Origin of the sequence: Stenotrophomonas sp. CFBP 13724 (assembly GCF_014841975.1) — a bacterium.
GTDB lineage: Bacteria > Pseudomonadota > Gammaproteobacteria > Xanthomonadales > Xanthomonadaceae > Stenotrophomonas > Stenotrophomonas lacuserhaii.
Genome location: NZ_JACYUW010000001.1, coordinates 1,070,901 through 1,085,059, shown reverse-complemented (window position 1 = coordinate 1,085,059; position 14,159 = coordinate 1,070,901). Strand labels below are relative to the sequence as shown.

The 14,159-nt window shown below is 67.0% G+C and carries 10 protein-coding genes; 7 read left to right on the top strand and 3 right to left on the bottom strand.

Going from position 1 to position 14,159, the window contains the following annotated elements; all coding sequences use genetic code 11:
* The first annotated feature begins 20 nt into the window (after positions 1-20).
* The 7 genes from IFT63_RS04720 (at position 21) to IFT63_RS04690 (ending at position 7,081) form a co-directional block, all read left to right on the top strand.
* Entirely contained in the window at positions 21-533 is a 513-nt protein-coding gene (locus IFT63_RS04720) for a 3-hydroxyanthranilate 3,4-dioxygenase (RefSeq protein WP_192083387.1), read from the top strand.
* Between the two features lie 153 nt (positions 534-686).
* Positions 687-1,961, top strand: a complete 1,275-nt coding sequence (gene kynU / locus IFT63_RS04715; RefSeq protein ID WP_192083386.1) for a kynureninase — start codon at positions 687-689, stop codon at positions 1,959-1,961.
* Positions 1,962-1,980: 19 nt separating this feature from the next.
* Positions 1,981-3,357 carry an NAD(P)/FAD-dependent oxidoreductase gene (locus IFT63_RS04710; RefSeq protein WP_192084136.1) on the top strand — a complete coding sequence of 459 codons (1,377 nt, stop codon included), beginning with the start codon at positions 1,981-1,983 and terminating at the stop codon, positions 3,355-3,357.
* Positions 3,357-4,796 carry an exodeoxyribonuclease I gene (sbcB, locus tag IFT63_RS04705; protein WP_192083385.1) on the top strand — a complete coding sequence of 480 codons (1,440 nt, stop codon included), beginning with the start codon at positions 3,357-3,359 and terminating at the stop codon, positions 4,794-4,796. Before IFT63_RS04710 ends, sbcB begins: the two co-directional genes overlap by 1 nt.
* Positions 4,793-5,479 carry a TIGR02453 family protein gene (locus tag IFT63_RS04700; protein WP_192083384.1) on the top strand — a complete coding sequence of 229 codons (687 nt, stop codon included), beginning with the start codon at positions 4,793-4,795 and terminating at the stop codon, positions 5,477-5,479. The genes sbcB and IFT63_RS04700 overlap by 4 nt, the downstream gene beginning before the upstream one ends.
* Positions 5,480-5,484: 5 nt before the next feature.
* Positions 5,485-6,471 (top strand): aldo/keto reductase, encoded by a 987-nt coding sequence (locus IFT63_RS04695; RefSeq protein ID WP_192083383.1) that lies wholly within the window; start codon positions 5,485-5,487, stop codon positions 6,469-6,471.
* Between the two features lie 64 nt (positions 6,472-6,535).
* Positions 6,536-7,081, top strand: coding sequence for a DUF2939 domain-containing protein (locus IFT63_RS04690; RefSeq protein ID WP_042614886.1), 546 nt, complete (start codon positions 6,536-6,538; stop codon positions 7,079-7,081).
* Between the two features lie 88 nt (positions 7,082-7,169).
* Here IFT63_RS04690 and IFT63_RS04685 read toward each other — a convergent pair whose 3' ends face one another.
* The 3 genes from IFT63_RS04685 to IFT63_RS04675 form a co-directional block, all read right to left on the bottom strand.
* Positions 7,170-8,117, bottom strand: a complete 948-nt coding sequence (locus IFT63_RS04685; protein WP_042614885.1) for a 5'-nucleotidase — start codon at positions 8,115-8,117, stop codon at positions 7,170-7,172.
* Positions 8,118-8,165: 48 nt separating this feature from the next.
* Positions 8,166-8,939 (bottom strand): NAD kinase, encoded by a 774-nt coding sequence (locus tag IFT63_RS04680; RefSeq protein WP_057507938.1) that lies wholly within the window; start codon positions 8,937-8,939, stop codon positions 8,166-8,168.
* A 133-nt stretch (positions 8,940-9,072) separates the two neighbouring features.
* On the bottom strand, positions 9,073-14,049 hold the full coding sequence (locus IFT63_RS04675; protein WP_192083382.1) for an NAD-glutamate dehydrogenase domain-containing protein: 4,977 nt from the start codon (positions 14,047-14,049) through the stop codon (positions 9,073-9,075).
* Positions 14,050-14,159 lie beyond the last annotated feature (110 nt).

Genomic DNA, 14,159 nt, shown 5'->3' with positions numbered 1-14,159 from the left:
GCGTCAACCGGAGCGTCCGCATGCTTGCTTCACCGATCAACCTGATGGGCTGGGTCGAAGAACACCGGCATCTGTTGAAGCCGCCGGTCGGCAACAAGATGATCGAGGACGGCGACTTCATCGTGATGGTGGTCGGCGGCCCGAATTCGCGCACCGATTTCCACATCGACGAAGGCCCGGAGTGGTTCTACCAGCTCGAAGGCGAGATGGTGCTGAAGGTGCAGGAAGACGGACAGGTCCGGGACATCCCGATCCGCGCCGGCGAGATCTTCCTGCTGCCAGGCAACGTGCCCCACTCACCGCGCCGCCCGCCGGGCGGCATCGGGCTGGTGGTGGAACGCAAGCGCCTGCCGCACGAACGCGATGGCGTGGTCTGGCACTGCGAGCGCTGCAATCACAAGCTGCACGAAGAGTGGTTCACCCTGCAGAACATCGAAACCGACCTGCCGAAGGTCTTCGCCCGTTACCAGGGCGACCTGCAGCTGCGCACCTGCAGTGAATGTGGACACGTGGATCCGCTGCCCGGCGGCTGAGCCTCGCCCTGACAGAGACACGCCGAGCATGGCTCGGCGCTACCGGAGGGCGTGCTGCCCCGGTCAGTGGCGACCGTTGGTCGTCACGCTCTGCCCCGGTGCAGGCATGGCGCGCGGTACACTTCGGGCACGCCAAATAGTGTCGCTTTCATCATGTCCGAGCTGCTCAGTCGTTCCCATGCCCTGGCCCTGGATGCCGCCGATCCACTGCGCGGCTTCCGTGATGAATTCCTGATCCCCCGCCACGAAGGCGGCGAGCAGACCTATTTCGTCGGCAACTCACTGGGCCTGCAGCCACGTGGTGCGCAGGCCGCGGTGCAGGAGGTCATGGGGCAATGGGCCACGCTGGCCGTGGAGGGCCACTTCACCGGCCCGACCCAATGGCTGGGCTACCACCGTCTGGTCAGCGAACAACTGGCGCAGGTGGTCGGCGCATTGCCCAGCGAAGTCGTGGCGATGAACACGCTCAGCGTGAACCTGCACCTGATGATGGTGAGCTTCTACCGTCCCACCGCGCAGCGCCCGGTGATCCTGATGGAAGCCGGCGCCTTCCCGACCGATCGCCATGCGGTGGAAGCGCAGATCCGCTTCCACGGGTTCGATCCCGCCGAGTGCCTGGTCGAAGTGCAGCCGGATGAAGCAGAGGGCACGATCTCGCTGCAGGCCATCGAGCAGGCCATCGCCAGCCACGGCGCGCGCCTTGCGCTGGTGCTGTGGCCCGGCGTGCAGTACCGCACCGGCCAGGCGTTCGACCTGCAGGCGATCACCACGCTGGCACGCGCCCAGGGCGCCAACATCGGCTTCGATCTCGCGCATTCGGTCGGCAACCTGCCGCTGCAGCTGCATGAGGTGGCGCCGGACTTCGCGGTGTGGTGCCACTACAAGTACCTCAACAGTGGCCCGGGCGCGGTTGCCGGGGCCTTCGTGCACGAACGCCACCATCGCGACACCACCCTGCCGCGCTTCGCCGGCTGGTGGGGCCATGAAGAAGCGACCCGCTTCCAGATGGCGCCGCAGTTCGTGCCGTCCGTCGGCGCCGAAGGCTGGCAGCTCAGCAACCCCCCGATCCTCGGCCTGGCGCCGCTGCGGGCGTCGTTGGACCTGTTCGAACGCGCCGGCATGGCCGCACTGCGGGACAAGTCCCTGGCCCTCACCGGCATGCTGGATGCGCTGGTGCGCAGCCGCCTGCCGCACGTGCTGGAACGCATCACACCGGCCGACAGCGAGCGCCGCGGCTGCCAGCTGTCCTTGCGGGTGATCGGCGGGCGCGAGCGCGGCCGGGCCCTGTTCGAGCACCTGCGCGCGGTCGGCGTGCTCGGTGACTGGCGCGAACCGGACGTGATCCGGATCTCGCCGACCCCGCTGTACAACCGCTACCAGGACCTGCACCACTTCGTTGATGCAGTCGATGCCTGGGCCGGGCACTGACGCCGTGCAGGACACATCGCTGAACACTGCCGCCCCGCGTTCGCTGACCATTGTCGGTGCGGGGCTGGCCGGCTCGCTGCTGGCCATCCTGCTGTCGCGGCAGGGCTGGAACATCACGGTGTACGAGCGCCGTGGGGACCCGCGCGTCAGTGGCTATGAAAGCGGCCGCTCGATCAACCTGGCACTGGCCGAACGTGGGCGCAACGCGCTGCGCCAGGCCGGCGCACACGTCGAGGCGGCCGTGATGGAACGCGCCGTGATGATGCGCGGGCGAATGGTCCACCTGCGCGACGACGCCGCCCCTGCGCTGCAGCGCTACGGCCGCGACGACAGCGAAGTGATCTGGTCGATCCATCGCCGTGAGCTCAACGTCACCCTGCTGGAGCTGGCCGAACAGGCCGGCGCCGTCGTGCATTTCCACCGGCGCCTGCATACCGTGGACTTCGACGCGCAGCATGCGCGCTTCATCGATGACCGCGATGACACCCCGCATGACATCCGCTTCGTCACGCTGGTGGGCGCGGACGGCGCCGGATCGGCGCTGCGCGCGGCGATGAACCGCCGCCAGCCACTGGGTGAGCGCATCGAATTCCTGGACCACTCCTACAAGGAGCTGGAGATCCCGCCGGGCCCGGGCGGTGCGTTCAGCATCGACCCCAACGCGCTGCACATCTGGCCGCGCGGCCGCTTCATGTGCATCGCCCTGCCGAACCACGAAGGCACCTTCACCGTCACCCTGTTCCTGCCCAACAAGGGCGATCCGGGGTTCAACACGGTGACCACCGGCGAACAGGCCGAAGCCCTGTTCGCCCGTCAATTCCCCGATGCGCTGGCACTGATACCGGACCTGCGCGCTGACTGGGACGCGCATCCGCCCGGCCTTCTCGGCACCCTGTACCTGGAGCGCTGGCATACCGATGGCAAGGCCGTGCTGATCGGCGATGCCGCGCACGCCATGGTGCCCTTCCACGGCCAGGGCATGAACTGTGCTTTTGAAGACTGCGTCGCGCTGGCCCGGCACCTGGAAACCGCCAGCGACCTGCGCAGCGCGTACTCGGCGTTTGAGATCGAGCGTTCGCCCAATGCCTGGGCGATCCAGCAGATGGCGCTGGAAAACTACACGGAGATGCGCGACCAGGTGGCCGACCCGGGGTTCCTGCTGCAGCGTGAACTGGAGCTGGCGCTGCAGCAGCGGTGGCCCACGCGGTTCGTGCCACACTACACCATGGTTACTTTCCTGCACACGCCCTACGCCGTCGCGCTGGAGCGCACGCGGATACAGCGCCGCATCCTGCGCAACGCCACCGAAGGCCTGGATTCCCTGCAGCAGGTGGACTGGCGCGCGCTGGAAGCCGAAGTCCACGCCAAGCTGCCGGTGCTGGAGGGCGCGCACTGATGGCCGACAGCTTCCTGTTCTACGACCTGGAAACCTTCGGCCAGGACCCGCGTCGCACCCGCATTGCACAGTTCGCCGCCATCCGCACCGATGCGCAGCTCAACGAGATCGACACCCCCGTCAGTTTCTACGTGCGCCCGGCCGATGACCTGCTGCCTTCGCCCTATGCCACGATGGTCACCGGCATTACCCCGCAGCATGCGCTGGCCGAAGGCATCGGCGAATCCGAGGCGCTGGCGCGGATCAACGACCTGATGAGCCGCCCCGGCACCTGCGCGCTGGGCTACAACACGTTGCGCTTCGATGACGAGTTCATCCGCCACGGCCTGTTCCGCAACTTCTTCGACCCCTACGAGCGCGAATGGCGCAACGGTAATTCACGCTGGGACCTGCTGGACATGCTGCGGCTGATGCATGCACTGCGGCCCGACGGCATCAGCTGGCCCAAGCGCGAAGACGGTGCGACTTCGTTCAAGCTGGAGCACCTGGCCGATGCCAACGGCGTGCGCGATGGCGATGCGCACGAAGCGCTGTCCGACGTGCGTGCGACCATCGGCATGGCCCGGCTGTTCCGCGATGCGCAGCCGCGCCTGTGGGACTATGCGCTGCGCCTGCGTGACAAGCGCTTTGTCACCAGCCTGCTGGATGTCACCGCCCTGCGGCCATTGCTGCACATCTCGATGCGCTACCCGGCCAGCCGCCTGTGCGCCGCGCCGGTGCTGCCGTTGACCGTGCATCCGCACATCGCCAACCGCTACATCGTGTTCGACCTGGACGGCGATGTTGATGCGCTGCTGCAGTTGCCGGCCGAGACCATCGCCGAGCGCCTGTACCTGCGCGCCAGTGAGCTGCCTGAAGGCGTGCAGCGCATTCCGTTGAAGGAAGTACACGCCAACAAGGTGCCCGCGCTGGTGGCCTGGAACCACCTGCGACCCGATGACCACCAGCGCCTTGGGCTGGACATCGCCGCCATCGAAGCCAAGGTCGAACAGCTGCGTCCCCATGCCGCGCAGCTGGCCGAAAAGGCGCGCCAGGTCTACGCCCGGCCACGCGAAGGCGGCCCATCCGATGTCGACGCTTCGATCTACGATGGCTTCCTCGGCGCCAGCGACAAGCCCCTCCTGGCACGCGTCCGCACCACTCCGCCGGAAGCGCTGGGCGCGCTGGAAGGTGAGTTCAACGATCCCCGCCTGCCGGAACTGCTGCTGCGCTATCGCGCGCGCAACCATCCCGGCAGCCTGGATGCCGATGCCCGCGCGCGTTGGCAGGCCTACCGCCAGCGGCGCCTGCGCGGCGATGAAAAGCTCGGCGAAGTGAACCTGGCCGAGTACAACGAACAGATCGATACGCTTGCCGCCGAACCGTCCGACGACCTGCGCCGCCCGGCACTGCTGCAGGCGCTGCGCGATTGGGGCAAGCAGCTGGAGGACAGCCTGTGAGCGCTTATTTTTCCGATGCCAGCTTCAAATTCCTGAAAGCACTGGCACTGCACAACGACAAGGCGTGGTTCGCTGACCACAAGCAGCAGTACGAAGACCACGTGCGGCAGCCGTTCCTGCGCCTGCTCGCGGACCTGCAACCGGCGCTGGCCGAGGTCAGCCCGAAGTTCCGTGCCGATACGCGCACCGTGGGCGGTTCGTTGTTCCGCATCTACCGCGATGCGCGCTTTTCCAACGACAAATCGCCGTACAAGAACTGGCAGGGCGCGCGGCTGTTCCATGAGCGCCGCCGTGAAGTCGCCGCTCCCTCGTTCTATGTGCACCTGCAGCCCGGTGCGAGCTTCGTTGGTGCGGGTGTGTGGCATCCCGAGCCGGATACCCAGCGCCGCATCCGCCACTTCATCCTGGACAATCCCGGCAGCTGGAAGCAGGCCGCGCATGCCCCGGCGCTGCGCCGTCGCTTCGAGATGGAGCACACCGAAAAGCTGGTGCGCCCGCCGCGCGGCTTCCCGGCGGATTTCGAGTTCATCGACGATCTCAAGCACCGCAACTGGGTGATGTGGCGCCAGCTGGACGACGCCACCATGACCGGTCCGCGCCTGCTGTCCACACTGGGCAAGGACCTGGTCGCGCTGGGTCCGTTCGTGGATTACCTGTGCGCGGCGCTGGATCTGGAGTTCTGACCCCGATGGCAACGCCGCTGCCGCAACAGCGCCGCACGCTGGGACGCAGCGGACTGCAGGTGTCGCCGATCGGGCTGGGCTGCTCCGGCTTCTGGGGCCATCGTCGCTTTCCCGAATCCGACGCGGCACGGGTGGTGGCGCATGCGCTGGAGCGGGGAGTCAACCTGCTGGACACCGGCCACAACTATTCCGCGTTCAACGCCGAACCGCGACTCGGGCGCATCCTCAAGCCGCTGCTGTCGCGCTTCCCGCGTGACTCGCTGGTGATCTCCAGCAAAGGCGGAACGTTGACCGGCCAGGTCGGCCTCAGCGGCGCCGAGCAGCGCGATTTCTCACCCGGGGCGATCACCGCCAGCTGCGAAGCCTCGCTGCGCAACCTCGGCCTGGACTATCTGGACGTGTACCAGCTGCACGGCATCGCGGGCGAAGAGGTCACCGAGGAGCTGCTGCACGCGTTGCAACAGCTGCGCCAGCGCGGACTGATCCGCAGCACCGGCATCAATACCCATTCGGCGGTGACGCTGGACTGGATGCTGGCGCGACCGCAGGCCTTCGACGTGGTGCTGCTGGACTACAACGCCCTGCAGCAGGACCGCGCATCACACATCAGCCGCCTGCATGCGGCCGGCATCGGCGTGCTGGCCGGCACCGTGCTGGCCCAGGGCCACCTGCTGCCGACGCGACCGCGGCTGCCACGGCCCGCCGATGCCTGGTATCTCGCGCGGGCGTGGCTGAAGCCGAGCAGCCGGCGGCTGATGCGCAGCGCCCGCGCGATGCGCGCGGCAGTGGCCTCGATCTGTTCACAGCGTCCGGCACAGACCGCGTTCGCTTATGTGCTGCAGCATCCCGGGGTAGCCGCGGGCATCCTCGGCACCACGCGCGTGGGCAGCCTGGACGAGGTGCTGCAGACCTTGCCGGAGCGCTTGGGCGAGGCCGATCTCGCGCGCCTGGTCGCGGCGTTTGGGGATGGCAGCGGCTCACCCAGTCACTGAGGCTTAACCCACGTCCGCGCGTGATGCGGCACGCTGTGGGCCTGTCCCTAAACCCCCTGCTGCCATGAAGAAGTTCGTCGCTTTCGTGCTGGTCCTGCTGCTGGCACTGGCCGGCTGGTGGTTCAGTGGCCCCTACCTCACCGTGCATGGACTCGCCCAGGCGATAGAACAGCGCGACACGACGCGGCTGGAGCGCTACGTGGACTTCCCGCGCGTGCGCCTCAGCCTGCGCGCGCAGGTCAGTGACTACATGGTGCGCCAGGCCGGTCCGGACGTGGCCGGCAGTCCGTTCGGCGCGCTGCTGTATGGCCTCGGCGACCAGCTGGGCGGCGCTGCGGTGGATACGATGATCACCCCGATGGGGATCGGTGCGCTGCTGCAGGGCCACGCGCTGTACAAACGCGGCCGCAACGAACTGCAGGGGAACGACTCGTGGGCACCGACCCAGCCTGCGCAGCCGTTGAAGCAGGCCAAGGGTCGCTTCGAGCGGCTGGACCGCTTCGTGGTGGACGTCGACCGTGGACCCGGACAGCCACCGTTGCAGGTTGTACTGGAGCCGCAGGGCCTGCGCTGGCAGGTCGTCGACCTGCGCAACGCGGTGCCGCAATAAACGGGTAGCGCCGATCCACGGTCGGCGGCTGCGACACCCGCGCTGCGCGCTCGCCGAGCATGGCTCGGCGCTACCATGAACCGTCCGGTCAGGTTTCGTTGGCGACGCCGTGCGGCACGTGGCCGGCCGCGACGTGTTCGCGGGCACTGTCGATGTTGTGCTGCGAATCGTCGAAGAAGATGTCCGCGCCGAAGGCCTGCAGGAACGGGCCTTTGTGGCGGCCGCCGAGGAACAGCGCTTCATCCAGGCGCACGCCCCATTCGCGCAGCGTGCGGATCACCCGCTCATGCGCAGGCGCCGAGCGCGCGGTCACCAGCGCGGTGCGGATCGGCGCGTCTTCTCCCGACGGGAACACTTCCTGCAACGTATGCAGCGCCGACAGGAAGCCGCGGAACGGGCCCCCGCTCAAGGCTTCGCGGGCGCGCTCGCGCTCATGCCGGCCGAAGGCTTCGACCCCCTGCTCGCGCGAAATACGCTCGCTTTCATCGCCGAAGATCACCGCATCTCCATCGAAAGCGATCCGCAGTTGCCCGGCCGGACGGCGGGTGTCCACTACCTGGTCGGCGGCGGCGGCCGCGGTCTCGCCCGGCGGCTTGGGCAGGATGGTGGCCGCGGCGATGCCGTGGCGCAGCGCACTGCGTACCGATTCGGGATTGGCCGACAGGAACAGATCCGTGCCGAAGGGCTTCACGTAGGGCCAGGTCGGCTCGCCGGCAGTGAACGTGGCGCGGATGATGCCCAGCCCGTAGTGCTGGATCGAATTGAAGATGCGCAGGCCCGTATCGGCCGAATTGCGCGACAACAGGATCACCTCGACGCGCGGATTCTCCGGGCCGGCACCCTGGTTCAGCGCCAGCAGTTTGCGCACCACCGGGAACGCCACGCCGGGGCCCAGCACGTCGTCTTCGTGCTCGCGCTGGTACTTGGCGTAGGCATCCACGCCATCGCTTTCGAACAGCGCGTGGCTCTCTTCCAGGTCGAACAGGGCGCGCGAGGTCACCGCGACGGTCAGCAATCGGGGAGTGTTGTCGCCCATCGGGGAATTCCTTGCAGCAACCGGCGGTTGCCGGCGGCCTATTGTCGCTCAGAACACGAACTGTTCGGACAGGATCCGGTCTTCGAGGTTGTGCTCCGGGTCGAACAGCAGGGTCACCTGGCGGTCGCGGCACTCGCGGATGGTCACTTCCACCACGTCGCGGGTCTCGTGCGAGTCGGCGGTGACACTGACTGGGCGCTTGTAAGGATCGAGCACGCGGAAGCGTACTTCGGTATCGGCCTTCAGGATCGCCCCACGCCAGCGGCGGGGCCGATACGGCGCCAACGGGGTCAGCGCGATGGTGGCCGAGCCCAACGGAAGTACCGGGCCATGCGCGGAATAGTTGTAGGCAGTGCTGCCGGCCGGGGTGGCCACCAGCACGCCATCACCGATCAGTTCAGCCACCCGTTCCTGGCCGTTGAGGTCCACGCCGATGTGCGCGGCCTGCCGGGTCTGGCGCAGCAGCGAGACATCGTTGTAGGCCAGCGATCCGGTCGAGGTCCCCGATTCGGTCAGCGCGGTCATCTGCAGCGGCCGCAGGTGGGCCGGCTCGGCCAGTGCGATGCGCGCGGCCACGTCGTCCGCGTCACGGTACTGGTTCATCAGGAAGCCCACCGTGCCCAGTTTCATGCCGAACACCGGCCGGCCGAGGTGGCCATACCGGTGCAGGGTCTGCAGCATGAAGCCATCGCCGCCCAGCGGACACAGCACGTCCGCCGCGTCGGGCGCATGCTCGCCGTGGCGCGCCACCATGGCGGCCAGAGCAAGCCGTGCCGGCTCGGTGTTGCTGGCCAGGAAGGCAATGCGGGGGGAATCGCTCATGCAGGATGTCCGGTGGTGCGCGGGTACCGGTAGAGCATAACCGGACGTGGCGCGGAATCCGCGCCACGTTGGCTGATGCGGGGCGGTGACGACCAACGGTCGTCACCCACCTTGAGCCAGGTCACCGGGGGGCTTACCCCCCGTGCGAGGCCAGCTGGCCCAGGCGCTGCACCGCGACCGAGACGGTCGGGTAGTCCAGGGTCTTCTGCTCGGCCAGTTCGCCCAGCATGGCCAGGGTAAAGCGCAGGCTGTTGTCGTCACGACCGACCCACGCAGCCACCTTGGCTTCGGCGGTGCCGCCCTTGGTGGCCAGCACCTGGCCGGCCAGGTTGCGGTGGTGGGCCGCCAGCTCGTCACGCAGCACGCCGCGTGCCACCGCATGCCAACGGCCGTTGACCTCCAGCGCATCGACCTGCTCGAACAGCCACGGCAGGCTCAGCGCCTCGCCCAGGCGGAAGTGGATCTTGGACACATCCACCGGCTTGAGCTTGCGGGTACGTGCCAGTTCGATGATGTCGAACGCCGGGGCCAGGAAGTGCAGCTCGGACAGCTGCTGCGCCAGGCCGGCCGGCAGGCCCTTTTCGACCCACTGCTGCACCAGCGCTTCGTAGGTCGGACGCTGCGCATCAGGCAGCACGCCGGAAGCCACGCGGATGTCGTTGAACGGACCCTGGTAGCGGTTGACCGCCTCGGTGATGCCCGGCATCGGGCCGGGGCGGAACAGCAGCCAGCGCACGAATGCACGCTGCAGTTTCCAGATCACTTCCAGCGCATCGACCTGCACCGATTCGGGCACCTGTCCGTCCAGTGCGTCGATCTGCGCCCACAGCGCGCGCGCATCCAGCGTTTCGCGGCTGATGGTATAGGCCTTGGCGACCTCGGCGATGGAACGGCCGGTGTCTTCCTGCATGCGCATCAGGAAGGTGGCACCCATCCGGTTGATGGTCTGGTTGGTCACTGCCGTGGCGATGATTTCGCGCTTCAGGCGATGGCGTTCCATGGCATCGGCATACTTCTTCTGCAGCGGCTGCGGGAAGTAACGCTGCAGCTCCTTGGACAGGTACGGATCTTCCGGGATGTCCGATTCCAGCAGCTGCTGGAAGGCCACCAGCTTGGAGTAGGACAGCAGCACCGACAGCTCCGGACGGGTCAGGCCCTGGCCGCGCGCCTTGCGCTGGGACAGCTCGGCATCGGACGGCAGGAACTCGATCTGCCGGTCCAGCAGGCCTTGCTGTTCCAGGGTGCGGATGAAGTGCTGCTTGGAGCCCAGGCGCTTGACCGCCATCCGCTCCATCAGGCTCAGGGCCTGGTTCTGGCGGTAGTTGTCATTGAGCACCAGCGCGGCCACTTCGTCGGTCATCGACGCCAGCAGCTTGTTGCGCTGATCGACGGTGAGCTTCTTGGCACGCACCACGTCGTTGAGCAGGATCTTGATGTTCACCTCGTGATCGGAGGTGTCCACGCCGGCGGAGTTGTCGATGAAGTCGGTGTTGAGCAGTACGCCGGCCTGGGCCGCTTCGATGCGTCCCAGCTGGGTCATGCCGAGGTTGCCGCCCTCGCCCACCACCTTGCAGCGCAGTTCGCTGCCGTTGACGCGCAGCGCGTTGTTGGCGCGGTCGCCGACGTCGCTGTGCTGCTCGCTGGTGGCCTTGACGTAGGTACCGATGCCGCCGTTCCACAGCAGGTCGACCGGGGCCTTCAGGATCGCGCTCATCAGGTCGTTCGGCGACAGCGCCTTGACCGTATCTTCCAGGCCAAGCGCCTCACGCACCTGCGGGGTGATCTCGATCGATTTCAGCGTACGCGGGAAAATGCCACCGCCCTTGCTGATCAGCTTGGCATCGTAGTCGGCCCAGCTGGAACGCGGCACGGTGAACATGCGCTCGCGTTCGACGAACGAGCTGGCCGCATCCGGATTCGGATCCAGGAAGATGTGGCGGTGGTCGAACGCAGCCACCAGGCGGATGTGGCGCGACAGCAGCATGCCGTTGCCGAACACATCGCCGGACATGTCACCCACGCCTGCGGCGGTGAAGTCCTGGCTCTGGCTGTCATGGCCCAGCGCACGGAAATGGCGCTTGACCGATTCCCACGCACCGCGTGCGGTGATGCCCATGCCCTTGTGGTCGTAGCCGACCGAGCCACCGGAGGCGAACGCATCGCCCATCCAGAAACCGTGCGCCACGGCCAGCCCGTTGGCGATGTCGGAGAAGGTCGCGGTGCCCTTGTCGGCGGCCACCACCAGGTACGGGTCGTCCATGTCGTGGCGGACCACGTCGATGGGCGGCACGATCTTGTTGTTGACGATGTTGTCGGTGATGTCCAGCAGACCCTGGATGAACAGCTTGTAGCAGGCCACGCCGTTGGCGAACACCGCATCGCGGTCACCGCTGGCCGGCGGGGTCTTGGCGAAGAAACCGCCCTTCGCGCCGACCGGGACGATCACCGTGTTCTTGACCATCTGCGCCTTGACCAGACCCAGCACTTCGGTACGGAAGTCTTCGCGACGGTCCGACCAGCGCAGCCCACCACGGGCCACCGCACCGAAACGCAGGTGCACGCCTTCCACGCGCGGACCGTAGACGAAGATCTCGCGATACGGACGCGGCTTGGGCAGGTCCGGCACCAGGGCGGCATCGAACTTGAAGCTGATGACATGGCCCGGACGCCCGTTGGCGTCGGTCTGGTAGTAGCTGGTGCGCAGCGTGGCATCGATCACACCCATGAAGCTGCGCAGGATGCGGTCTTCGTCAAGGCTGGAGACGCGGTCCATCAGCTTCAACAGTGCATCGCGCGCGGCCTGCATCTGACCGTCGCGATGCCCCCTGCGCGCGTCGACCACGGTCTTGAGCACCTTCAAGGTCGCCTCGTCGCCGGCGGCCAGTACGTCCAGGTGCGCCTTCAGCGTGGCCTGGCCGTGTGCTATGTCGTCCTTGCTCTCGTTGCCGGTCGCCGGGTCGAAGCGCGCTTCGAACAGTTCCACCAGCAGGCGGGCCAGCAGCGGATAGCGGGTGAAGGTGCCTTCCACATACGCCTGCGAGAACGGCACGCCGGTCTGCAGCAGGTACTTGCAGTAACCACGCAGCATCGCGACCTGGCGCCAGTGCAGGCCCGCGGCCAGCACCAGGCGGTTGAAGCCATCGTTCTCGGCATCGCCGTGCCACACGCGGGCGAAGGTCTCGCCGAATGCTTCATCGACACTGGCCGCGTCGATGGCACCGGCCACCGATTCGACCTCGAAGTCCTGCACGTACACCGGGGCATCATCCACCGTCAGGCGGTAGGGACGCTCGGAGATCACGCGCAGGCCCATGTTTTCCATCATCGGCAGCGCGTCCGACAGCGGGATGTCATCCAGCTGGCGATACAGCTTCAGGCGCAGGCCATCACCGTTTTCGCGCGGCACCGCCTGCAGGCTCAGGCGCAGGTCGTCCGGACCGGTCAGCGCATCGAGCTGGCTGACATCGCTGGCCGCCACGGCGGTGCTGTTGTCTTCGATGTAGCCGGCCGGCAGCGCCTTGCCGATGCGCGAGGCGATGCGCAGGCCTTCGGTCTCGCCGTGGCGGGATACCAGCGTTTCACGCAGGTCGTCCTGCCAGTTGCGCAGCAGGTGGGCCAGGTTCTGTTCCAGCGCGTTGGTGTCCACGTCGACCACCGGGCCGGCCTTCGGACGCACGATCAGGTGCACCTGGGCCAGCGGCGATTCGCCCAGCACCACCGAACTGTCCACGTGCTCGCCGTGCAGGGCGTCACGCAGCATCGCTTCGATGCGCAGGCGCACGTCGGTGTTGAAGCGTTCGCGCGGCAGGAAGGCCAGCGCGGAAATGAAGCGGGAATACTTGTCGCGGCGCAGGAACAGACGGCTGCGGACCCGCTCCTGCAGGCCCAGCACGCCCATCGCGGTGCGGAACAGTTCGTCTTCGCTGGACTGGAACAGTTCTTCGCGCGGCAGCGTTTCCAGGATGTGGCGCAGTGCCTTGCCGCTGTGGCTGGACAACGACAGGCCCGAGCGCTGCATCACGTGTTCATAGCGCTGGCGCACCAGCGGGATTTCCCACGGGCGGCGGTTGTAGGCGCTGGAGGTGAACAAGCCGAGGAAGCGCTGTTCGCCGATGATGTTGCCCTTGGCGTCGAATTCCAGCACGCCGATGTAATCCATGTAGCCGGCGCGGTGCACGCGCGAACGCGCGTTGGTCTTGGTCAGGATCAGCGCATCCTTCAGGCCCGTGGTGGTGTTCAGGCCCTGCGCGGCGAGCGTCTTGACCGGGCGCGCGGCGGACTTGTCGCGCCCCTTCATCAGGCCCAGGCCGGTGTCGTTGAGCGGCGCCAGCACGTCCTCTTTGCCGTCCTTCTGCACGCGGTATTCGCGGTAGCCGAAGAAGGTGAAGTGGTTGTCGGCGGCCCAGCGCAGGAACTCCTGCGCCTCCTTGCGCGAGGCATCGTCGACCGGCAGCTGGCGGCTGCCCAGGTCGTCGGCCACGGCCAGCGCCTTGTCGCGCATCGGCTGCCAGTCGCGCACGATCGAACGCACTTCTTCCAGCGCCCTGACGATGCCCTGCTCGACTTCGGCCATTGCTTCCGGGCTCTGGCGGTCCATCTCCAGCAGCATCACCGATTCGATCTCGCCCTCGCCGACCTTGGCCAGCTTGCCGGCCTTGTCACGGCTGAAGCGGATCACCGGGTGGCCCAGCACATGCACGCCGATGCCCTGCTCGGCCAGCGCCATGGTCACCGTGTCCACCAGGAACGGCATGTCGTCGTTGACGATCTGCAGCACGGTATGCGGCGATTCCCAGCCATTGCCCTTGGCGGTGGGGTTGAACACGCGCACGTTGGCCTTGCCGATCTTGCGGTTGCGCGCGAACTCCAGCGTGTCAGCGGCCAGCGCGGCCCATTCTTCCACGCTGTGGTGCGGGAACTCGTCCGCTTCCATGCGCTTGTAGAAGTCGGCGGCGAACGCTACTGCCTCGGCCTGCCCGGCCGCGGGGTATCGCTTGCGCAAGGCCGTGTACACCGGTTCCAGCGAGAAACCAGTTGCCGGGACAAGCTGGGTTTCCGCCGTGGCGGGCTTGGTTTTCACGGTTTTGACTGCAGACTTTTGCGATTTCATGGCAGAGCGAGTCGTGTTGCCCAGTTGGGAAAATGAAATTGTAGCCCTGTTGCAGGAAAAGGCCTTGCTGCAGGACGGAATATGCAGATACGGGTTGGGTGCGGTTTACA